The organism is Pseudoalteromonas sp. P1-9, from assembly GCF_001399975.1.
GTDB lineage: Bacteria > Pseudomonadota > Gammaproteobacteria > Enterobacterales > Alteromonadaceae > Pseudoalteromonas.
Map to the genome: position 1 here is coordinate 14,172 of NZ_LKBD01000035.1, position 22,702 is coordinate 36,873.

At 39.4% G+C, this 22,702-nt stretch carries 19 protein-coding genes and 2 other RNA genes; 12 read left to right on the top strand and 9 right to left on the bottom strand.

Translation table 11 applies throughout. The features are described 5' to 3' along the window. Positions 1–37: 37 nt before the first annotated feature. Positions 38–220, bottom strand: a non-coding RNA gene (gene ssrS, locus AN214_RS22285) — 6S RNA. Positions 221–396: 176 nt separating this feature from the next. Here ssrS and AN214_RS17355 point away from each other — a divergent pair. The 7 genes from AN214_RS17355 (at position 397) to AN214_RS17385 (ending at position 7,257) form a co-directional block, all read left to right on the top strand. Further along, entirely contained in the window at positions 397–957 is a 561-nt protein-coding gene (locus tag AN214_RS17355; protein ID WP_010559630.1) for a UPF0149 family protein, read from the top strand. Between the two features lie 15 nt (positions 958–972). Beyond that, entirely contained in the window at positions 973–2,292 is a 1,320-nt protein-coding gene (gene pepP, locus AN214_RS17360; RefSeq protein WP_054980882.1) for a Xaa-Pro aminopeptidase, read from the top strand. A 16-nt stretch (positions 2,293–2,308) separates the two neighbouring features. After that, on the top strand, positions 2,309–3,481 hold the full coding sequence (gene ubiH / locus AN214_RS17365; protein WP_054980883.1) for a 2-octaprenyl-6-methoxyphenyl hydroxylase: 1,173 nt from the start codon (positions 2,309–2,311) through the stop codon (positions 3,479–3,481). Beyond that, on the top strand, positions 3,481–4,647 hold the full coding sequence (locus AN214_RS17370) for an FAD-dependent oxidoreductase (RefSeq protein ID WP_054980884.1): 1,167 nt from the start codon (positions 3,481–3,483) through the stop codon (positions 4,645–4,647). The genes ubiH and AN214_RS17370 overlap by 1 nt, the downstream gene beginning before the upstream one ends. A gap of 21 nt (positions 4,648–4,668) precedes the next feature. Continuing rightward, entirely contained in the window at positions 4,669–5,820 is a 1,152-nt protein-coding gene (gene zapE / locus AN214_RS17375) for a cell division protein ZapE (protein ID WP_082428617.1), read from the top strand. 323 nt (positions 5,821–6,143) lie between these two features. Further along, positions 6,144–6,374 (top strand): TIGR02647 family protein, encoded by a 231-nt coding sequence (locus AN214_RS17380; protein WP_054980885.1) that lies wholly within the window; start codon positions 6,144–6,146, stop codon positions 6,372–6,374. 76 nt (positions 6,375–6,450) lie between these two features. Next, positions 6,451–7,257, top strand: a complete 807-nt coding sequence (locus tag AN214_RS17385; protein ID WP_054980886.1) for a DUF4124 domain-containing protein — start codon at positions 6,451–6,453, stop codon at positions 7,255–7,257. 31 nt (positions 7,258–7,288) lie between these two features. On the opposite strand, the gene AN214_RS22540 is transcribed toward AN214_RS17385, so the two are convergent. From AN214_RS22540 to speA, 3 genes are all read right to left on the bottom strand, one after another. Next, complete coding sequence (locus tag AN214_RS22540) at positions 7,289–7,462, bottom strand: DUF6435 family protein (RefSeq protein WP_152960797.1); 174 nt, start codon at positions 7,460–7,462, stop codon at positions 7,289–7,291. Positions 7,463–7,592: 130 nt separating this feature from the next. Further along, a complete protein-coding gene (speB, locus tag AN214_RS17390) occupies positions 7,593–8,522 on the bottom strand; it encodes an agmatinase (protein WP_054980887.1) in 930 nt (309 codons plus the stop codon). 3 nt (positions 8,523–8,525) lie between these two features. Beyond that, entirely contained in the window at positions 8,526–10,430 is a 1,905-nt protein-coding gene (gene speA, locus AN214_RS17395; protein ID WP_054980888.1) for a biosynthetic arginine decarboxylase, read from the bottom strand. 397 nt (positions 10,431–10,827) lie between these two features. Here speA and AN214_RS17400 point away from each other — a divergent pair, with 397 nt between their 5' ends. From AN214_RS17400 to AN214_RS17415, 4 genes are all read left to right on the top strand, one after another. After that, entirely contained in the window at positions 10,828–11,439 is a 612-nt protein-coding gene (locus AN214_RS17400) for an RMD1 family protein (RefSeq protein ID WP_200911143.1), read from the top strand. A 163-nt stretch (positions 11,440–11,602) separates the two neighbouring features. Then, complete coding sequence (locus AN214_RS17405) at positions 11,603–12,613, top strand: GlxA family transcriptional regulator (protein WP_054980889.1); 1,011 nt, start codon at positions 11,603–11,605, stop codon at positions 12,611–12,613. Continuing rightward, a complete protein-coding gene (locus AN214_RS17410) occupies positions 12,610–13,857 on the top strand; it encodes a S41 family peptidase (protein WP_054980890.1) in 1,248 nt (415 codons plus the stop codon). Before AN214_RS17405 ends, AN214_RS17410 begins: the two co-directional genes overlap by 4 nt. Continuing rightward, positions 13,857–14,165, top strand: coding sequence for a DUF1272 domain-containing protein (locus AN214_RS17415; protein WP_152960798.1), 309 nt, complete (start codon positions 13,857–13,859; stop codon positions 14,163–14,165). Before AN214_RS17410 ends, AN214_RS17415 begins: the two co-directional genes overlap by 1 nt. Before the next feature lie 326 nt (positions 14,166–14,491). On the opposite strand, the gene AN214_RS17420 is transcribed toward AN214_RS17415, so the two are convergent. The 3 genes from AN214_RS17420 to ssrA all read right to left on the bottom strand — a co-directional run bounded on the left by AN214_RS17420 (position 14,492) and on the right by ssrA (position 17,041). Then, on the bottom strand, positions 14,492–15,346 hold the full coding sequence (locus AN214_RS17420; RefSeq protein ID WP_054980892.1) for a nucleotidyl transferase AbiEii/AbiGii toxin family protein: 855 nt from the start codon (positions 15,344–15,346) through the stop codon (positions 14,492–14,494). Then, positions 15,327–16,376, bottom strand: a complete 1,050-nt coding sequence (locus AN214_RS17425; protein WP_054980893.1) for a type IV toxin-antitoxin system AbiEi family antitoxin — start codon at positions 16,374–16,376, stop codon at positions 15,327–15,329. Before AN214_RS17425 ends, AN214_RS17420 begins: the two co-directional genes overlap by 20 nt. 310 nt (positions 16,377–16,686) lie before the next feature. Next, positions 16,687–17,041, bottom strand: a transfer-messenger RNA (tmRNA) gene (gene ssrA, locus AN214_RS22290). Between the two features lie 239 nt (positions 17,042–17,280). Here ssrA and AN214_RS17430 point away from each other — a divergent pair. After that, entirely contained in the window at positions 17,281–19,320 is a 2,040-nt protein-coding gene (locus AN214_RS17430) for a nuclease-related domain-containing protein (protein ID WP_054980894.1), read from the top strand. A gap of 140 nt (positions 19,321–19,460) precedes the next feature. On the opposite strand, the gene AN214_RS17435 is transcribed toward AN214_RS17430, so the two are convergent. Beyond that, positions 19,461–20,471 carry a hypothetical protein gene (locus AN214_RS17435; protein WP_054980895.1) on the bottom strand — a complete coding sequence of 337 codons (1,011 nt, stop codon included), beginning with the start codon at positions 20,469–20,471 and terminating at the stop codon, positions 19,461–19,463. A gap of 380 nt (positions 20,472–20,851) precedes the next feature. Then, entirely contained in the window at positions 20,852–22,585 is a 1,734-nt protein-coding gene (locus tag AN214_RS17440; RefSeq protein ID WP_054980896.1) for a hypothetical protein, read from the bottom strand. Between the last annotated feature and the right edge of the window lie 117 nt (positions 22,586–22,702).

The window sequence follows — 22,702 nt, forward strand, 5'->3', positions numbered from 1 at the left end:
TAGCTTAAGATAAAAAGGGAAATCATAAAGCAAGGAAGGTGTTCCCAAAAGTGCGGTATCAGGTGTCAGCCCTTGAACCCTAAGGCTCAAGGCGGAGCGCAGTTAGTTACCGTAGGCTTCTCGGTACATGCCGAGCTTGCGCAATAGTAATCTGAACTGAGTTCCTAAGAAAAGTTTATCGGCTCAGGGACGTAACCTTTCTCCAACACTCGAGGGAACATCTTTATTATAAGAAATATTGCCGAGATAACTAGTGCAAATCTAATATTGTTTGATCAAGTGCAGCAAAAGTATTCGAATTGTGTGTGTTTTCAACACTGTTGTCTAAAACAATGGCGTGAATAGGGCGTCAGTGTTAGCATTATCATTGAACTACAGCAACTCAAATAGCGCGTTATGTCACAAGATTATCAAGCAACTCAAGTTACTCTCGAACAAAATGAACTGTTTATTATGCCAAGCGAAGTACACGGCGTTATTACCGGCTTACTTGCTTGCGGCATTGATATTGAAGATAAAGAATACCTAACAATTTTAAGCGATGTGTTTAATGACGGCATCGCATTTTCTGGCGATCTGAAGAAGTTATTAGTGGGCTTTTATAGCCAAATTCGCAGCACGCTAGACAATCGAGAACTGCAATTTGAGTTGTACCTGCCAGACGAAGATGAATCGCTACATGACAGAGCAAACGCTTTAGTATCATGGGTGTCAGGTTTTCTACTGGGTTTTGGCTTAAAACAAAAAGACTACGGTAAGTTATCCGCAGAGGTAAAAGAAGTAATTCACGACTTTACCGAAATTAACCAAATGGATACAACCTTTGATGAAAGCGAAGAAGATAAACAAGCGTTTCATGAAGTAGTTGAATATGTGCGTATTTCGGTGCATTTATGTTTTGCTGAACTAGGCAAAATTGAACAACAAAACGCAGCAGTTAACACCACCATTCACTAAGCAGTAGGAAGTAATATGACACATCCACTTTCAATTTCAGTTGAAGAAGTAAATGCGCGTCGCAGTAAATTACTTGATGCAATGACAGATAACTCAGTTGCGATTATTCCTGCCGCTGTTGAAATAACACGTAGTCGTGATACGGAATTTGCGTTTCGCCAAGACAGTGATTTTTTCTATTTAACGCAATTTCCAGAGCCTGATGCTGTACTCGTACTGGTAAAAGGCGAAACGGCAGAGTCGCACTTATTTTGTCGCGAGAAAGATAAATTAGCAGAGATTTGGTGTGGTCGTCGTATCGGTGCTGAAAAAGCAAAACAAGACTACGGTTTTGATAATGCATTCACATTAGCAGATCTTGACGACAGCTTGATTGATTTAGTGTCTGGTAAACAAACACTTTATTACGCACAAGGCACTTATAAAGAATTCGATGACAAAGTATGGTCGCTGTTAAGCACATTACGCGGTGCGCCAAAGCGTGGCTGGAAAGCACCAACGGTGATTAGTGATATTCGCAGCACCTTGCATGAAATGCGTTTGTTTAAATCAGATGCTGAGCTTGCAATTATGGCTAAAGCAGGTGAAATCAGTGCACAAGGCCATATCCGTGCAATGCAATTTGCTAAAGCGGGAGCGACCGAATACCAATTAGAAGCTGAACTTCATCACCATTATGCAATGAATGGTGCGCGCCACCCAGCGTATGGCACAATTGTTGGCGGCGGCGATAACGCTAATATTTTACACTACACCGAAAACAGCGATGTACTCAATGATGGCGATTTAGTGCTGATTGATTCTGGTTGTGAGCTAAATGGCTATGCAGCAGATATTACCCGTACCTTCCCAGTAAATGGCAAGTTTAGCGACGCGCAGCGTGAAGTATATGACTTAGTCTTAAAAGCGCAGCTAGCGGCACTTGAAATGGTAAAACCAGGCAATACCCTAAAACAAACTGCTGATGTTGTGGTGCGTATTTTAACGCAAGGATTAGTTGATTTAGGTATTTTAAACGGCGATATCGACAGCCTGATTGCAAACGAAAAATACAAAGATTACTACATGCATGGCTTAGGCCATTGGTTAGGGTTAGATGTACACGATGTTGGTGAATATAAATTAGACGATCTAGACCGTCCATTTGCGCCAGGCATGGTACTGACGATTGAACCGGGGTTATATATTGCTAACGATAGTGACGCGCCAGAGAAGTACCGCGGTATTGGTATTCGCATTGAAGATGATGTGGTCGTTACAGAGCAAGGTCATCAAAATCTTACTGCAAGTGTGCCAAAAGCGATTGACGAAATTGAAGCAATAATGGCTCAGTAATCTCAGGTGTAAAGCTATGTTCGACATTGTAATTGTAGGCGGTGGTTTAACTGGTGCGTGCGCAGCCCTTAGCTTAAAGTTGTGCAACCCAAAGTTAACTATCGCCGTAATAGAAGCGTTTGTTGCAACTGATGAAAGTCAACCAAGCTTTGACGACCGCAGTATTGCATTGGCAAGTGAATCATTTAAATATTTATCGGCACTTAATTTGTTAGATGCCAATAATGACTTTACTGCCGCAATAAACGATGTATTAGTATCTGATCGCGGCCATTTTGGTAAAACCCAAATATCGAGCGCGGAATATCAAGTACCAGCGCTTGGTTATGTGGTTGAGGTAAGACCATGGGGCCAACAATTACATAAAAAGATGGCATCACAAGGTATAGAATTATACTGCCCAGATAAGGTGAGTACTTACCAACAGCACGTGAGCAGAGTTGACCTCACGCTTGAATCAGGCGCTGAGATCAGCACCAAATTGATGCTGGTGGCAGATGGCGCGCATTCTAAAACATTGGCGCCATTGCACATTCATACCGAAACCCTTGATTATGACCAAGTGGCACTGATCGCCAATATTGAGGTGGCAGACGGTCACCACAATAAAGCATTTGAACGTTTTACAGAAACAGGCCCAATGGCACTATTACCAATGACGAAAAATCGTTTTTCATTGGTGTGGTGTGTTAAACCTGAACAGCAAGAGACTTTATTAGCACTGCCAGACGACGAATTTATAGCACAATTACAGACATCATTTGGCTATCGAGCGGGACTTTTCACCAAAGTGGGTATGCGTGCAGCGTATCCTCTTAAAGTGGGTAAGCCGGAGCGTTTAATGCATCATCGTGTTGCGATTTTAGGCAATGCTGCTCATCTTGTTCACCCTATTGCAGGTCAAGGCTTTAATCTTGGTTTGCGCGATGTGATATTACTTGAAAAGCTCGTGACTGAAGCACTTGCAGCAAAACAAGATATTGGCGATGTAAGTCTGCTTAATCGATACCAAGTTGAGCGAAATCAAGATGTTGACACTGTGTTGTGGTTAACTGATGCTCTCGTTAGAGGATTTTCTAATGATAATCGCGCGTTTGCATTAACGCGCAGTCTTGTTTTAACCGCTATGGCCAAGTGTAAACGTGTAAAAGCGCCACTAGCAAAACAACTGATGGGGAATGTAGGTTAGTGAAACAGGTTCAAGCAATTGTTGTTGGTGGTGGCTGCATTGGGTTAAGCGTAGCGCTAGGCTTAGCTAATCTTGGCAAAAAGGTGTTATTGATTGATGCAGGCAAGCCAGCTCAGGTAGATAGCGACGAATTTGGTTTACGAGTCAGCGCGATTAGTAAAGCAAGCCAAGCACTTTTTGAAAAGCTAGGGATCTGGCAGGGCATTGAAGCACAGCGCTTAGCTGCTTACACAAATATGGATGTACGCGATAAAGATTCAATTGGTCGCATTCACTTTGCTAGTAACGAACTCGATTTATCTGAGCTTGGTCATATTGTTGAAAACGAGGTGATCCGTCAGGCGCTGATTACTCAATGTGAAAAAAACGACAATTTAGAAATTTTGTTCGAAACACCGTATAGCAGCATTCATCAAACCGATGAACAAGTATTGGTTACCCTTGCTTCTGGTGAGCCGGTTATGGCAGAGCTGTTAATTGCGTGCGATGGCGCAAATTCAGCAATTCGCAGCCAATTTAAAATGCCAATTACGTTTTGGGATTACGACCATCACGCAATAGTGGCAACCGTAACAAGCCAAGTTCCACACGCAAATACAGCGCGCCAAGTGTTTTTACCTACAGGCCCACTCGCATTCTTGCCATTACCTGAGCAAAATACCCACTCAATTGTGTGGTCTACTTCGCCGGAACATGCCAAACAACTAGTGGCAATGGAAGAGGGCGAATTTAATAAAGCACTTACTGCTGCATTTGATAGTGAGTTAGGTTTATGTCGTGTAAATAGCCAACGACTGAGTTTCCCACTAAAAATGCGCTATGCAAGAAAGTGGGTCGAAAACCGTGTTATTTTAATGGGGGATGCGGCGCATACCATTCACCCGCTAGCTGGCCTTGGCATGAATTTGGGCTTAAAAGACGTAGCAAAATTACTACAGTTAGTTGCAGATGACCAAAGTAGTGTATTTGCCAGTGGCAAACTATTGCGTCAATACGAAATGGCACGAAAAGCCGATGCACAAACGCATATTGCAATGATGCAAGGTTTAAAAGAGCTGTTTGAGGGCAGCAACCCAGTTAAAAAGCTGATCCGTGGCATTGGTTTAAATGTGGTTGATGCCGCTAAACCAATAAAGCACTTGTTTGCTGAAAAAGCACTGCAATAACGTCTCCCAGTTTGGCGCATAATGCGCCAAATCTTTGCACTTATGTCTATCTTTCAAACAGCCATTGGGCCTCTCGATACATACAACAACGCGTTAGCCAAGGGTTTTAAACATGATGCGGCGCAAGCGGTTGCTGTCGCTGCGCTGCAAGATTGTTATTTAGCTTTGGAAAATAAGCGAAAAGCCGTAACAGGCGTTTATTTATATGGCCCTGTTGGACGCGGTAAAACCTGGTTGATGGACAGCTTTTTCAACGCGTTAACCGTGCCTGCAAAGCGTCAGCATTTTCATCACTTTATGCGCTGGGTACATCAACGCTTATTTCAATTAACAGGTCGTGAAAACCCGCTTAATGTGCTTGCAAGTGAACTGGCAAGTGAAGTTGATGTACTGTGTTTTGATGAGTTTTTTGTTAGCGATATTGGCGATGCAATTTTATTAAGTGGTTTGGTACAGGCGTTTTTTGACCAAGGTTTAGTGCTGGTGGCCACCTCTAATCAGCATCCTAATGCGCTTTATGAAAATGGTTTTAATCGTGAAAGGCTGCTCCCTGCCATTAATGCATTAAAACAACATATGCAGGTGCTAAGTGTTGATGGTGGACAAGATCATCGCTTACACCCTGGTGAAAAATTTTGTCGCTATTGGGTTAACCAACCAAGCGCATTAGAAACGAGTTTTACCAATACGTATTTAGCACTGGACCAGCAGCAATTGATAACCACACCGTTTGAGTTAGGTCATCTGCAAATACCAATACATAAGCGCAGCGAGCAATTGCTTTTATGTGATTACAATGCGTTATGCGAGCAACCATTAGCGGCGGTAGATTTTATCACTTTATGTGATTCGTTTAAGGCCATATTTTTAGACAAGGTACCGCAACTTTCATGTCAGTCGGTTACTAAGCAAATAGCGCGGGGCACGGAAGATGGTGCGGTACGTGTTGCTGCTGGCGATCGTGAATTGCCAATGCTGTCGCGAAAAGATGATGGCGTGCGCCGCTTTATTGCGTTAGTTGATGAGTGCTATGACCGATCAATTCCACTTTACATTAATGCCGATGTGCCATTAGATGAATTATATACGCAAGGGATTTTGGCGTTTGCATTTAGGCGTACACTAAGCCGTTTAAATGAAATGCAGCTTTTACGTTTTCAGTACAAAGCTTAAACAAAATACTGTGTAAACAAAGTATTATTGAAAATTCAGTGTTTTACATGAGCAAGATCAAGCAATTTTAAAAAAGTTTATCTAACCTGAACTCGGGATACGAAGTTAACTAACAATTTGTATTATATATATTTTATTATTTTAAACCTGCTAGCTTGATAATTTTTCTTAGGACAAGGCAAATTTGTGCGTCAATAGCGGAGCCTCTTGCAAACAAATTTAACGCAGTAATAAGAAAAAGAAGCTGCTAGAAAGTAATTTGTTATTCCGAGCTCAGGTTATCTATACTGTGTAACGGAACCAATAATAAAAAAGGAAACACAATGAGCCTAGCGACAGAACAAATCACCGATTTAGAATTACTTTTAAAATTTCCTACAGCGAGTGCGATGCAAGGTCTTAAAATTCATCATGATGCGCCAGAAAGTATGCAGGCCTCGGCAAAACGTTTATTTGACCGTGGCATTATTGATCAAGTAGATGGTGGCTATTTAACGGAATTAGGCCATGAACTACAACAACACGCGTTACATTTAACCAACGCATTAAAATAATCCCGCGCAAAATAAACAGTCCAAAACCTGTCTAGATTGGTGTAATCTAGACAGGCTACGTTAAATAAGGACTGTTATGTTTAATCTTAAATTTCCCCTTTTATCTGTTTGTTTGTTGAGTAGTTTTGCGTCTTATAGTGCAATTTATAAGTGCGAAATTGATGGTGTATTAACGTTTAGCGATACCCCATGTAGTGATAAATACGAGAAAATCGAAGTCAGTCCACAAGTAATAAAAAAGCGCCCAGAGTCGGGTGCGAAGCAAAATACCGATTCAACCGATAACTACGTTAAATCACGCCAGTTAAAGCGCGAGATAGATAAAGTGAAAGCGCGTATTAAAAAGCTACAAAAAGACATGGATGCCGAGATAAGCGAGGTTAAAAACATGACAGTGCGTACCGCAAATAACCTTTATGGTGCCACTCGTTCAGAAGCGTTAGCACTTGAAATGAATGCCATTACAGAACGTTACAAATCGTCTATTGAGTTAGAGCAAGGTAATTTGGAGCGTTTGCAAAAAGAGCTAAATAAGCTTAATAACAGCAGTCAAAGTAGCGGTTTTAGTGGTAACTCACACGAGCAAGAATTAAATCGCATTGGCAGTTATGTTGAACAGCGCGCTGTAGAGCGAAAAATAGCGAATAATAATGCGCAAATAAAGCGTTTACAGCGTGAAATGAATGACGAATTAGCAGCATTAAAAAATCAATCTGGGCAAGCCAAAAGCAATATAGCGGGTGCCAAACTTCAGCAATCGCTGGCACAAGAAATGGCCGCAATTAACAAACAATATCAAGTAAAAATCGATGCACTGGTAAGCGATAATGCGCTTTTACGAAGCAAACAAAAAAGTACACGCGATGAAGGCGAAGTGGATTAGCGACACTTTGACCTTTTTGACGATATATAAACTAGTTTTTATTTTCTAGTGCTTCGATTTTTAGCCAAAGGGCCTCAGCATCGGCCGTTAACATAGAGTATGTTTTTATATCACCGCTTCGCTGAGCGTGCATCGCTTTTTCTAGTAAACTAAAATAATCTTTCTTCATTTTTTTTATTGGGTTAGGTTTTAAGAAACTAAACATGATAGAACCTAGTCATTACTCTTTAACATGTGAATGAAACGTTTTTACTATGAATGTGGATCATTCGTGTTAATAAAAAAAAGCCTGTGAAAACACAGGCTTTTTGTTGGGTGCCAAAATATAAACGTGGTTAATTGCCAAGCTTATGTTTATATGTCCACAAATGCAGCATTTCAAGCGCAATGGTCGCGCCTGCAAGTGCGGTAATTTCGCTGTTATCGTAAGTGGGAGCAACTTCTACCACATCCATTCCGACAATATTCAGCCCTTTTAATTCACGAAGAATATTGAGCGCTTTGTCGGTGGTTAAGCCACCGCAAACCGGTGTGCCCGTACCTGGTGCAAAGGCTGGGTCAAGTGCATCAATATCAAAGGTTAAATACACCGGTAACTCACCCACTGAGTGTTTAATCATTTCGGCAATCGTGTGTGCCGATAGTGCATTACTTTCAGTACCATCAATCACTTTAAAGCCATGCTCAGCTTGGGTGTAGTTAGTGCGAATACCCACTTGTACCGAACTGTTTTTGTCGATAAGCCCTTCATTTGGCGCATGGTAAAACATAGTGCCATGGTCATACTGGCTGCCATTAGCATAGGTGTCGGTGTGCGCATCAAAATGCACCAGAGCCATTTTGCCAAAACGTTTTGCATGGGCGCGCAACAGCGGCAAAGTAACAAAGTGATCGCCACCAAAACTTAATAGGCTTTTACCTTGTTCTAAAAGTTGTGTTGCGGCATCTTCTACTTGTTGTGTAAAACCTTCGCTATCGCCAGATGAATACACTAAATCACCCGCATCAATTACTCTGCAATGGTCGTTTAGTGTAAATGGCCATGGGTAACGCGTTTCTTCCCATGCAAGGTTTACAGATGCGCGGCGCATTGCATCTGGGCCCATGCGGGCACCAGAGCGACCAGAAGTTGCCATATCAAATGGCAAGCCAAGTACAACCACATCTGCATTACTTGATGTTGGGTCGTTAACTAATGGCTGGCGCATAAAGGTTGCGCCGTTGCCAAAAAGCATGCCGTTGTGTTTATCAAAAACCTTAACCATAGGTTAAATATCTTCCAAGTAGGTGTAGCCTTTCAAACCCGCATCTAGCTCAGCAAGCACTGCGCTCGCTCGTAATTTACTATTCGCTAATTGAGCAAATGCGTGTCTAAATTCTTCTGCATCTAAGTGCACATAACGCAGCATATCTTCTACGCTGTCGCCTTCGTTAATTTCAACAATTTCACTGTTGCCTTGTTCATTCACATTGACCACCACACTGTGTGTGTCACCAAATAGGTTGTGCATATCACCTAAAATTTCTTGATAAGCACCCACTAAGAAAAAGCCTAACAAGTATGGTGAGTCGGCCTGCCAATTTGGCACTGGCAACGTTGTTTCTATGCCCTGTCCATCTACGTATTGATCAATTGTGCCATCTGAGTCACAAGTAATATCAAGTAGCACCGCACGGCGATCTGGCATGGTTTCTAGGCCAGAAAGCGGTAACACAGGAAACACTTGATCAATGCCCCATGCATCTGGCAGCGATTGAAACAGCGAAAAATTAACAAAGAACTTATCTGCTAATCGCTCGTTTAATTCGTCCATAATTGGCCGATGAAAACGGTTTTTACCATCCATCAATTGCTGCAACTCGTAGTTAATGCGCAGTGTAATTTGCTCAGCCCATGCGCGTTGCTCTAGGCTTAAAAGGCCCATTGCAAACTGGCTGTGCACTTCGGCTAGGTCGTTAATGCAATCGTGATAAATCTCAATTAACGCTCTGTCATCAACACGGTTATTAAGTTGTAACCACGAACGCCACATGTTTTGTAAAAGTAGTGGTGCATCGCTCTCAAGCGCTGGCAATTCTTCTACCTGATACGATTCAGTACCAATCACATTGGTAATAAGTACCGCGTGGTGCGCTGTTAAGGCACGACCTGACTCTGAAATAATCATCGGCATTGGCTGCTGATATTGCTTACACATGTCGCCAATGGTGTAGACGATGTTATTCGCATATTCAGCAAGTGAGTAATTCATAGAATTGCTCGATTGGCTGCGCGTGCCGTCGTAGTCAATGGCTAAACCACCACCCACATCCATACAGGCTAAATTTGCACCTAAACGGCGCAATTCACAGTAAAAACGTGCTGCTTCACTGACACCTGTGCGCACATCGCGAATGTTCGCCATTTGTGAACCTAAGTGAAAGTGAACAAGTTGTAGTGCGCTTTCCATTTTGTGTGATTTAAGCTCAGCGAGTACACTTAATACCTGAGATGCTGACAAACCAAACTTTGATTTTTCACCACCGCTTGCTTGCCACTTGCCTTTACCTTGCGATGCTAAACGTACGCGCACACCTAAGCGTGGGCTTACGCCAAGTTTATTTGCTTCTTCAAGCACCATTTCAAGTTCAGAGCGTTTCTCAAGTACAATATAAACTTTGTGGCCAAGCTTTTCGCCGATAAGTGCTAAGCGAATATACTCGCGGTCTTTATAACCGTTACACACAATCTCAGAGCTGACTTTTTGCGCCATCGCAAGTACTGCGAGTAGCTCAGCTTTACTGCCAGCTTCTAAACCTAATTGCTTTACCGATTGGCTCGCTTGGCTTGCTAAAATTTCTTCCACCACTTCGCGTTGCTGGTTTACTTTAATTGGGTATACCAGTAAATAGTTTTTGCTGTAGTCATAGCTTTCAATAGCCGCGTTAAACGCATTGCATAAGCTATGTACGCGGTGGTGTAAAATTTGCGGAAATCGCACAAGCGCTGGTAACGATAACCCTTGCTGTTGAATTTGTTCGGCAATTTTAGACAAACTTACTGCATGCGTTGGCTTTGCCATATTTGGTGACACAGTAATTTCGCCTTGGTCATTAATGCCATAATAACCTTGGCTCCAATGAGGTACATTGTAGCTTGCACGAACATGTTCAATTGCAGTGGTTTCTTTCATTTCTACCCTTAAAAAATAAATCGGCCATAAGACCAAAAAGTGCGCGCATTTAAAGGGAATAGGGGGGTGAAGTCCAACACAAAATTTTTGTCGTATCGACAATTATTATGTTGTGAAAAAACGCATTAAAGTAATTTATTTTTAACGAGTTACAGGCTATAAACCAAAAGCAAATTGGTGACCCAGTATTGCGGTTAACTGGTTTTACTCGGAGCGACTACATGCGTGAACTAGCGCACAACGAACACCGGCTAACGATAAGCTTTTTAGGACATTCGCTTGATACACGAAAAGCGGATGAAATTTTTTAGCACAGCCAAATGTAATCAAAATTCGCGATGCCTATGGTATTAAACTTGAAACAAAACAAGCTTGGTTATTTGATTATGCGGTTTTGGTGTGTTGGGATTTTACGCCTTTCGAGCTTGAGCAATTAATACAACAGTTAGATGATGTAATTATTGCACCGCTTAAACGCCCAAGTATTGATCATTACATATATTGTGAAGGCGAAAGCAGTGAGTTTTATATTAAAAATGATTGCCTATTTTTGGATAACTCAGATGATATGACCAAGTTGGCGCTTAGTCATGCGCTAGCACAGTCGGCTAAGCTTGAGTTTTTTGAAGAGCAAGCTCAAGCGGTAATTAGCGAAAATGCATATTTATCTCAGCAGCTTGCGCAAACTGGCAAGGTGCCTTTAACACGAAAAGCATTAGCAAAGTTGCGTGGTACACTTTTTAAAACCAGCACGGATATTAATTTGCACTTTAATTTGCTCGATACCCCCGAGTTCTTTTGGGATAACCCAAATTTAGAAGGTGTTTATCAGCAGCTCAGCAAATATTTAGATTTATTGCCACGTATACATATTTTACAAAAAAAGCTCGACACCATTCACAACTTGGTCGACATGCTAAGTACCGAGCAAAACCACAAGCACTCTGCGTTTTTAGAGTGGGTGATTATTATTTTAATTGCCGTAGATATCGCGATTTATTTCTTTTAAGCCTCCGCTTAAATTTTAAAAGCAACAAAAAGCCTGTGTTTTCACAGGCTTTTTTTTATTTGTTCTATACCTCTAAACTTAATGTCTGAATGTCTGGTAATGTCGTTTTAATGTATTAAATGACATTTTAAGCGGGGTATGATGAGCGCATGGAGGAACATACATGACGATTAAACAAGTTTACTTTATTGCAAATGGATTCCAGGCGCTCGACTTATTTGGCCCGCTTGAAGCATTTATGGAAACCAATAGTTTTAAAGGCGGTGCTTACGATTGTAAGTTATTGGGCATAAATGGTGAGGACGTGCAAACGGCATACCGTCAAAAAGTGAGCGTTGATTTTACGCTAGAAGATGACTTTGAACTGGACGATTTAATTATTTGTGGTGGTACAGGCATGCGCACACTTGCGCTTAGTCACATTGAACTCGCAGCGCTCAAAAAAATTGCGTTAAAAGCGAAGCGCGTATTTAGCATTTGCACCGGTGCTTTTATTTTGGCCCAACTTTTTCAAGATAAAGCGTTAACACTGACAACCCATTGGCGTCATGCAGCTAGTTTAGCCAAGCAGCATCCCAATAAAATTGTAACACCAGAGCCACTCTTTATTCGCGACCATACTATTTGGTCATCAGCAGGCGTGTTATCAGGTGTTGATCTTGCCCTTGCGATTATTCGTGAAGATTACGGCAACAGTATGGCGGCAAAAGTTGCGAAAGATTTGGTTGTATATTTACAGCGCGCAGGATCACAGCAGCAATATTCCGATGTGCTTGCGCTGCAATCGGGTGACAGTTTAAAGCTTTCGCCACTTATCGACTGGCTAGCAACACAGCTTAATAACGCAATTTCAGTGTCGCGCATGGCAGAGTATTGCAGTTTAAGCGAAAGGCAGCTTGCTCGGTTGTTTAAGTTGCATCTTAACAGCACACCGAGCCATTACTTTCGCATGCTAAAACTCAACCATGCACGGGACTTGCTTTCTCAAGAAAATAGCAATTTACGACTAATCTCAAGCAAGCTGGGTTTTAATAATTACGATAGTTTTCGCCGCGCATTTACCAAACAGTTTGGTGTTTCTCCTTCCCATTATTTAAATGGCACACGTCATTCTTCGTTAATTACCAATAACACCTTTACTCAAAACACAGTGCTGCTAGGAGAAGGGAAATGAGAGCACAACTGATTTTAGCGATGTTGGTTGTTGCATCGTTTAATTTAAACGCAGCCAATTTAACAACAAAGCAGCAAAAACTGTGGTTAGAAGATATCGAGTTTTATCAAAATGAAGTTAAAACAAGGCATATCAACCCATTTCATACCTTGTCAGAAGCGGAATTTAATCAACATATTAACGACTTAAAAAATGATCTAGCGAACCTCTGTGAAGTCGAGATAGAAACACGCCTTATGGCAATAACTGGTGCTTTAGGTGATGGTCATAGCAACTATTTTATGATGTCTGGGCCGCATCAGCATTTTCCGTTTCGCTATAAATTTTTTGAAGATAAATTACGCGTAATCGATACAACAAAAGCCTATCAATCCTTGCGTGGCAAAGCGTTAAAAGCCATTAATGGTAAAAGCGTGAGTGAATTATTTAAGATTGTTTCACCGCTGTTACCCGGTGTGGATAACCAATTTAGTGCAAAAGTGAGTTTTGAATATTATCTAACGCTGCATAAGTTGTTGCTGGGATTAGATATTGTAAAAGAGGGAAAGCCGACAAAGTTTGAGTTTTGGCATAAAGGTAAAGTGATTGAAAAAGAGATACTGCCTGTTTCAATGGGGGAGTTTGGCCAATTAAGTTCAGCATTTTCGCAAACAATGCCAAAGTTGCAAAATACAGACATTGCGATGCCTGGCATTAAATTAAGGTATTTAAACGAAAAGAGCGTCGCCTATTTTGCGTTTAATTCATACCCCAAATTTGAACAGGTTGTTGATAATTGCAAGGCATTACAAACGCAGCTTAAAAGTGCGCAATCACGTTATTTGGTGATTGATTTTAGAGCAAACGGCGGAGGTGATTTTTATACGGGACTTGCATTTTCATCTTGCTTATTACCCCTTGACCAATTTGATTGGCAACACGGAGTTTATGTACTCACCGATGGCCAAACATTTTCAGCGGCCATGAGTAATACGGTGCAATATCAGCAGATTTTAAACGCAAAAATTGTTGGCACGCCAACTGGGGGCGACCCAAATCATTATGCAGAAAGTTATCGTTTTACTTTACCTAACTCAAAACGAAAGCTGAGTTTATCGAAGCGTTATTACGCCTTTTTGAAAGAGTCAACAGATGCCATCTATCCTAATATCCAAATAGCACCAAGCTGGCAAGATTATCAAAATGGCAAAGATACCGTATTGCTCGAAGTACTTAACTTAATTAATAAAAACAAGGCGCAATAATGTTAAAACTTAAACCAAATTGTGAGTGTTGTAACAAAGTACTTTCACCAACATCAACCGATGCAATGATCTGCAGTTATGAGTGCACGTTTTGTAAAACATGTGTTGAAAAGGTACTTTTAAACGTATGCCCGAATTGTGGTGGCGGCTTTTCACATCGCCCTATAAGGCCTAAATTAGCGAGAAGAAAAGGTGTTAGCTTAAAGCACCAACCAGCCTCAACAAACAAAGTTCATACATCATATAGCATTGAAGAAATTGAGCTATTCGCAAAGGCCCATTGCGCTATTGCAGCAGCTGAGCGATAAGCTTATCGGGAAGTGTCTTTATGGTTAGTTGAATGATTTATAAAAATTTTAGGCAAAAGAAAAGCTGCTAAAAAGCGGGTTTGTCTGTGCTATCGGTGGACTGGGGGGATTTGAACGCGCGTCCAACATCTAGTTTTAAAGGGCTAGCGAGTGGCTCGTGCATTCGTTGTGCAGTTCCATTTTTAGGTATTTTGCATTATCCCGTTTTATCGAAACTAATTTTACTACAATCAACCATACACACTTTTCAATAATAACGATTAGTTTTCTCATATTGAGGTTTTAGAGTCTCAAGATTAAATCAAATCTTACTTAAACATTTACGCTCACTGGTCTAATTGTTGTTTGATCACTTCTATCAAATCTTGAGCTTCAGCATATTCTATTTGTATATTGCGGCTAATATCTAATATTAGATTGTCGAGTTTAGCTTCATCGGCGAATAGTTTCTCATTTATAAATACAAGACTTTCTTCGCTGGCAATATCTTTGGCATCACCGGCCAACTTCATTGCTCCTGCTTTATGTTCATCAAAATCTTGATCTTCCATATAATTATCGCTATATAGTGAATCAGCTATTTCCGGTATTTTTGAGTAATGCTTGGTTAGATAGTAAATATCCATCGCGTCTTTTTGGCGAATACTATGTTCTCGTTCTAACCAAGAGATGAGTTTTAGAAGCAACATTCCGGCAGGTGATGCGACTTTAATTTCTAAAGTAGGGTCATCTGAAATAGTCACATTTAGGCTATGATCAAATGCTTCTTTGAACCCTGTAACTGACATCTCTATATTATACTGTGGCGGCCACGCAATTGTACTTTCATCATTAGCAATCTCACCAAATGGGATAATATCAACTTCCCATTCTTGTCCATTAGAAACCGTCGTAATTAATTGATGAGGTTTCGTTTTATGTGGAGCAAAACCATTCTCAATTAACGCTATTTTCAGCTGTTCAAACTGCTCCCAGCTTTCAACTTGAATACCAAAATCTACATCACGTGTACCGCGCTCAATAGCCGCTCCAAAACCGTGATGTAAAATGATGTCTCTGGCTGTTGCACCAACTACTAAGTATGGGATATCTAGAGCTTCAGTATGATGTGAAATAATTTGATAAAGCTCTACTAGTCCTTCTGGCAGCTTGCCGACAACATTAGGCGATGTGGTTTTCATAAAACCTCCTTGCAGCATCAATATTCCTTGGCTCTAGGCTAGCGAGTAAGTTTGCATAGATGAAGTATGGATGTGCCATATTATCTTGTTTACCTTCTATCTTTCTGATCCCTAAAGGTGGTTCAGCTAGAATTACTCTTGTAGTCGTTTTATTTAGAATTTCGTTAGTTTTAGCTTTACGCAGCCTGGCAGTTTTCAAAATTTGATTTTTATGCTCTGGCTGAACATATAGCAGATAGTCTTTTGCGTTTAGGTAGTTGTCGCATAGTTCAACTGCATATTCGCCGCCCCACAACGCGTTAGTATCGGTGAGGTCTAAAGTCCTTAATAATTCTAAGTTGTCAGTGGTGTAAACTTCTTTATTTAGTTTAGCTTCAACGGTTGTTGGATATGCGTCTAACCATTTGTCGAGTAAACCCTGTAGATTGTTCATTTCTTTGATAGCGTTCTTATTGTTACGAGTGTTTTTTTGAATAATAAACCCTTGATAGAGTAAATCATCGATCACTTGCTTAACTGTACCGAGAGCAACTTCTGCTGTCTCAGCAATGGTGCGCATCGGTTCTTTCAATAATTCAGGATGGGCTAACAACATAAACACCACTTTCATGCCTTTAGGTTGAAATGCTTTTCCTAGTTGTCTCGCCAAAGTTATTTCTTGAATCGGCTTTTCTGGCTTCTTACCTTGAATATCAATATAAACAGGGGGGGTGTTGATATAAGCATTTCCTGCTAAATCTATGAAAGGTACTTTATGATCTCTTAACTGAGTAGCCTGACTTGGATTGATATAGTCAGTAATTAATACAACATCAGTGAGTTTATTTTTGAATGTTAATTCAGCAAGGTACTTTTGTAAGTTAGCCTTGTTTATCCATTTTTTACATTCGACTTGCAATCGTTGTTTTACATTAGGCAATACCAACTCACCATCGATATTTCCGTTTTCAAAAACACGATAATCGATACCTAAACCAGTTTGCTGGTTTAAATTTTTGATAGTATTGTGAATTAATTCTTGTTCTAACATGGTGTTCAATAAATAATTTCGTTCATTAATATTGAACGATAATATAAATTGAACATAAAGCAAGAGTTTGTTCAATAAACTGTTACGTTCATTATTATTGAACAATCTTTATTAGTGAACAAAAAAGAAAAGCTACCTTATGTAGGTGCAAAACTGCCATTTTGGAAATAGTCTAAAAAAACCAGCAGGGTCAAGTCTTGCCTTTTGCTACAGTGATAGGGTTAAAACCACTCTAAATAACTTTGTGTAGAAAAAATTACTAACGCCCTTAAAGTAAAAAAGCCTGTGCAATGCACAGGCTTTTTATATTTGGTGGAGCTGGGGGGATTTGAACCCCCGTCCGAAAAGCGTCGACCTTCGGTCCTACATGTTTAGTATCGTCTTTTGGTTAACCTTTAAATCTCGGACGAACACGATAAGTAAAGGCGAGGCCGCTTAGTTTTAACGCTTCAACCCCGGCCAGGGTTTCCGTCGCGATCAGGTGTTAGGGTGACACTCCAAAATCCAGTCCACAAGAATACTTGGAAGGAGCGCTAGCGGCCTAAGCTGCTAGAGCGTAAGAATCGTCGTTTGCGATTACTTTAAATACGGCTTTTTTACGAGGCCAGCCGCACCTCGACATGCACCTTAGGCTTCATGAATCCCGTCGAATCCTAATCAGCCCCGATTCAGTCATAAGACATAAATCTTAGAATACTTTTCTATCGCCAGCAAAGCTAGTGATGGTGCGGATTGTAGCGGTATTGTATTGGTTTGACAACCTTTTTCCATTTTTTCTTGTGTGCCAGTTTGTGTATCAGCTATGGCGGTTAGATTTTGAGTTGTGAAAGTTAATTATGTTTGTCATAAGTTATTTATTAATATTAAATTAGCCGACTTTGAGATTTTAAAAAGGACTTAGCACATGAGTAAGTTATTAGAGTTTGCCAATAAATATAACTATAACAGCTTTATTGATGCGGCAAATTATTTAGACGAAAAAGGCTTGAAAGATATTTTTGATAAGCAATTCTTATATGGGGTGACTCATATCTATCCCCATGATCTAAAGAAAAGAAAAGATCGTGATAGTTTTTTTGCTGAGGTGCTAAATTTTTGCCAGTTTAAAGGTTTTGTTAACCTCAATCGTCATTTATTTATAAAAGTAAACCTATTCCACCGCGCAGAAGAACAATTCGATGAAATTAAAGGCTCAATAAGTGATAGTGCGTTAAATCAATTGCCGGTTGAAGATCAATTTTGGGCTCAACTCGTTTGTATTGAAAAAGAGATAATTAAAATAACGTCTTTGCTTCAAAGGCAAATAAAACAAATGGCAAAGCGTGATGGTGGCCTCCTAGTTGCACAAAGACATAGGATTAATCTAAATGGAGTTGATGTTGATCCTGATTTCCAGATTGAGCAACTAATTTGTGCTTTAAGTCTATCTACAATTTTATATGGCCATAAAAATTCACTTTTTGATGTTAAAAGTGGTGAATTAATTATTAAGGCACCGACACAGGCTAAATCAAATTTTGACACAATCCCTGATATTGCTGAAATGCCTAATTTAGCTACAGCATGGAGGAAGCTAGAGGATACTTCCGCAAGATGCGTATTATTTGGAGGGCAAGCTTATGTTAGAAAAGGTAGTGAATTAGCAAGAGAAGAAATTGATTTTGGGTTTAATTGTATTTCACATTTTGAACCTCATTTTAGTGATTTTGAAGTTTATGACTTTATATCACAACGTCGAAACCTAGATAGGCAAAGTCAGAACTTTTTTGAGTTAGTCTTAGATCCACAGTTCAAAGCCTTAGTAGTTGAAAATATTTCTGATTTAAGGGAAGGCTTATTTTTATCTGAGAATGAAATGAATTGTCTAAATTCTCTTTCAGATTATTATTGTACGGATATATTTTCGAGTGATAAGCAATATCATGGGCTGACTATAAAAGAATGGGTTAGAGGATATTTTTGTTTAATTTACCTGACTAAAAATGTAGAAACAAAGAAAGATTTTTGCATTTTTTCGTATGATAAAATTTTACACATTCTTAAGCTGGGAGGCATAGTTAAAAATAAAGCGCTTACTTTTATTAAACTAGTTACATTCGGGAAGGGGTCTCGTGATATATATGATACACCTCTAATTAAGCTTGATAATGGAACGTTTTTTTTACCAGACATAATATTAAGCAAAGGCTTTTCTGTATTGAACATCTTATTGTCGCGATTCTCAAGTTTAGAAGTGGTGGTAGGTAGTAAAGGAGAAGACTTTGAAAGAAAGATTTTAAAAAAGCTTAGAGATGAGGGAATACAAAGTAAAAGTTTTAAGTTTAAAAGGGGAAAAGATGAATATGAATATGACACCGTATTCCTATTAGATAATAAAGTTTTCGTAGTCGAGTGTAAAAACAGATCCTTATCAGGATGGTCTCCAGTGAGAGGCGCGAGATTTAAAAAGTTTATTGATGAAACAGTTTTACAAGTCAAAAGACTGGTCAATGGACTTAAACAATACCCAGAAGTATTAAAAGAACATTTTGGACTTGAATTAAGTGAGGTAAAGTTAATACCAGTTATTATGAATGCTCAGCCATTTTCTTATAAAGGAAAATATCGAGGAGTATATATATCTGACTATTCAAGCTTTGCTCACTTTATTAGTAAGGGTAATGTAGTCTTTAGTGAGAGCAATAAACAAGGTTCAAGTGGTCATGAACAGACTGAATTACTCAGGTTGTGGGAGGGAGATGCACCTAATTCGACTGATTTACTTAACCACATGAATAACCCTATCCATCTAAAAGTTTACACAAATAATATAGAGAAGTTACGGTGCGGTATAATTACTAGCAATAAGAGCGGCTTCATAATTGAACAATTAGACGCAGATCAAAAGAAAGGATTAAGTCTACTGTTTAAAGACAAGTTATCTTCTTCGTTACTAAATCATTGATTTTTTAATTAATAATTATTAGTGTTGAAATAGACCTTATTATGGTCATTCAAGGTCTATGGGGTTCTATGGTATTAATTTATGAGGCCGGATAGATAATCTATTTGACGCCAAACGAAAAAGTAAGGCGTCAATAGAATTTAAACTGAGTTAGCTATTGGTTGTAACAACTTTATCAATCGTGCTCGTACTATTTCTCCGTCACGGTAATGTGCTTGATAGCTAATTTCAAGCTGATTCCCATCACGTAAGGCATCATAAAGAGTATCTAGCTCTGTTTTAGGTGTGAATGATAAATCAACTTTGATACTAAATGCTAAATCTTCAGAGTGATTCACAACATTAACGATAAGATAATCAAGATTTTTTTTAATACCTTCGATAGTAAAAGAACCTTTTTCTTCTAATACATCTTTGATAGGCTCTTTAATACTGACTATTCGCTTTATATCATCTTTATCATAACTCTTTTCGCCAATTGAAACTGCGGTTGCATCCTGAACAGTTCGTACTACTTCAGTATAACCTGTGTCAATATGTCGAATCACACGTTCACCAGTTTCCCCAGCCAAATGTCTTATTTCAGGTTCAAGTTCATCACGTAGTCTGGTTAGTGGGTTTTCTTTAGCAGCTTTGGAAACCACTTCCATCTGTTTTGTTTGTTCTTTTTCTAGAGCAATTTTTGTTTGGGAGTCAGAGTATTGCGAATAGGTGAAATAGCCAGCAACTGACAAAGCAATCACGCTGTATAGTGCTAATTTTTCTTTACCTGTCATGCCTTCCAAAACAACACCTATTTTATCAAAAATACCATTTAACCAGTCATGAGCATTACCTTTACTATCTGTTGAGCCTTCCTTGATAGTAAAAATAAGTTCAAGGGCACTTCTATCTTCATTTGTTAATTTTTGAAGATTAGCAGTATTATATTTTACTGTAGCATAAGCGCGACTTAATTCATTCTGAAAATTAATCAACCCTTCCATCATTCCTGTTGGTAGGCTACTTTTATAACGTTCTCCTTTAACGTTGATGTCAATTATTGGCCAGCCATCAAATTGAAGCTTTCCGGGAGCTTCTTTTTCTCCTTTAAATACACTTTCTACTAATTTTAATAAATCTAACTCGCTTTTAATTACAGCCGAATCCACAACCTACAACTCCCTTAAAGTAAAACCTTGAAAAGTATAATATTCTTAGAGTCTACTGTCGTCAATTTTTAGTATCTAATTTTTGTTAAATACATAACTTATAAGCTTCTATAATGCTCTTTCATGTACCTTTCTATGAAAGGTATTTTACACAATGTTTGATTAATTATTCTAGTAGCAAGGATGCTGAGTTACTCTAAAGCAAATTAATTCACTTTTCGTCTTCTTGATAAATCTTTACTTACACCTCAATGCAAAATACAGGGATGAATGATGTTCGCCGAATGGACTCGGCGCTGCAATGCTAATAAATGCCCAGTTAGTCGAAAAAACGATTTTAAAGCTTTCCTTTTAAAGAGGAAAACTCCTAAAAATAGTTATTATGTGCACATACAGTTTGTTGTCGCATTAACTTCGACGATTGTTGGATTCTCGTTTAATTTGATAACACGAGGCGGCAGCCAGACACCGCTAAAAGCGTTTGGAACAAGATAAACAGCAACCAAAAGCTGATAAAATTTGGCATTGAAGGCGACCTTTGGGTCGCCTTTTTTGTTTGTTATGAATGTTGCTCGGAAGCTGTAGGTAACTTTTTTGCAGTTATCTTCGTCAAACCTATCTTGAATGACGTTAGCGTTATCAAGCACTTTTCTGGTGAACCACTTGCTATAGGCTGGTGTGTAATAGCCATTTTTAGGTGTTAATGTAGGCCATAGAGAAGCGCCCTTTTCAAATGTTAAGCGTATATCATTAACATAATCTATGAACCCTAGCTCAATTATTTTAGGGTGAAGCGGCACATGGCGACGACTTGATTCATTTTTAGTTGATTGCTCTGCAAGTGCATCGTCAATCGTTAGGTAATACAATGTAGTAGGCTGTGAATCCCCTTCAAGAGTAATTGTATCTTGGCAAACATCGTTAATACTTAATTGTGCTAACTCATTTGGTCGAGCGCCTGTTGCTCTCGATAAAACAGGTATCCAGAACTGCCAAGGATGCTGAGGAATGGTCACATTTTCGTTAGTGAAAATATTGTGTAAGTCTTCTTCAGAAAACCCCGCCCAAGATTTTGAACGATGTGCCTTTTTAATTGCTTTAGTTTGAACGGGGTTTACCCTAATTAAATCAAATGTTTCATCATCATCGTTGAGGCGTTTGATGATCCAATTAAAATATTGTTTGATCTTTTGTCGATGCTTATCGACAGTTGATGGAGAGATCTGCAAATCTATAAATGTCACTTTACCATTTTTATCTGTGACCTTGAATTCAGACCAGTCAACAGCTTCAAGTTCTTCAAGTGTCAGTGAACTGTGGTGTTTAGCTCTTGCTTTTGGTGCATTGAGCATTGCTTTAAACATTCTGTCAAAATCGCGACTCTTGTATTGGTTAACAGGTCGGTCTCCTAAGAAAAAAATAGCTTCCTTAATGGATTCGTTGAGCTTTTTGGCTCTGTCATTCTCTTTGGCGTTTCTGTAATTTTTGTCACTTTCCCATTGTTCAAGGTCTATACCAAATTCTTCCTGTAAATAGATCTCGCGCACCTGATCCAGAGTCGATATGATTATTTCTTTTTGTGGCTGGATATAGCGAGGATCCACAATACCAAAATCCGCAAATTTGCTGGCATGAATGATTAACTCATTCTCTTTCTGGCAGTCTTCATTGTGCCTGGCCTGAGCTAAGCTACCAATAAATTGTTTTCTTCTAACAATTTTTGCGACACCAGCTTTATAAGGGGTATCGTTTGCATCAAATAAAACTTCTGATTCTTTTAAAAAATTAGAGAATTGCTTTTCAGCATCTCTTCGCAAAACAGGTGGCGCTGCAGTCTCAAGGGTAGCTAAATCATCACTTTCTTGGCAGATTGATAAAGCTTCAACATCAAAATCCTCTAATCGCATATTTGCCAAAATTTGATTAACGTTTGTGCCATTTAAAACACGTTTCACTTCATTTTTGATGACTAATGCCACGTTCTTTATCTCCGCGATAATGTTGGTTTTTAATTGTTTATCAAAACGCAGAAGTAATTCTGAGAACACATTAGCGGCTATGGTTGCTTGCGCGAAACCTTTGGTTCTTAAACTAAATTTTATTTCACTCGGCAATTTATGTGCGCCTGTGTCGTTTTGCTTTGTTTCACGGCTTAACCGCTTTCGGAGATAATAAGTGCCATTTCGGGAGAAAAGGTAAGTGTTCCTTTTTACATTGATTATTCGTGATTT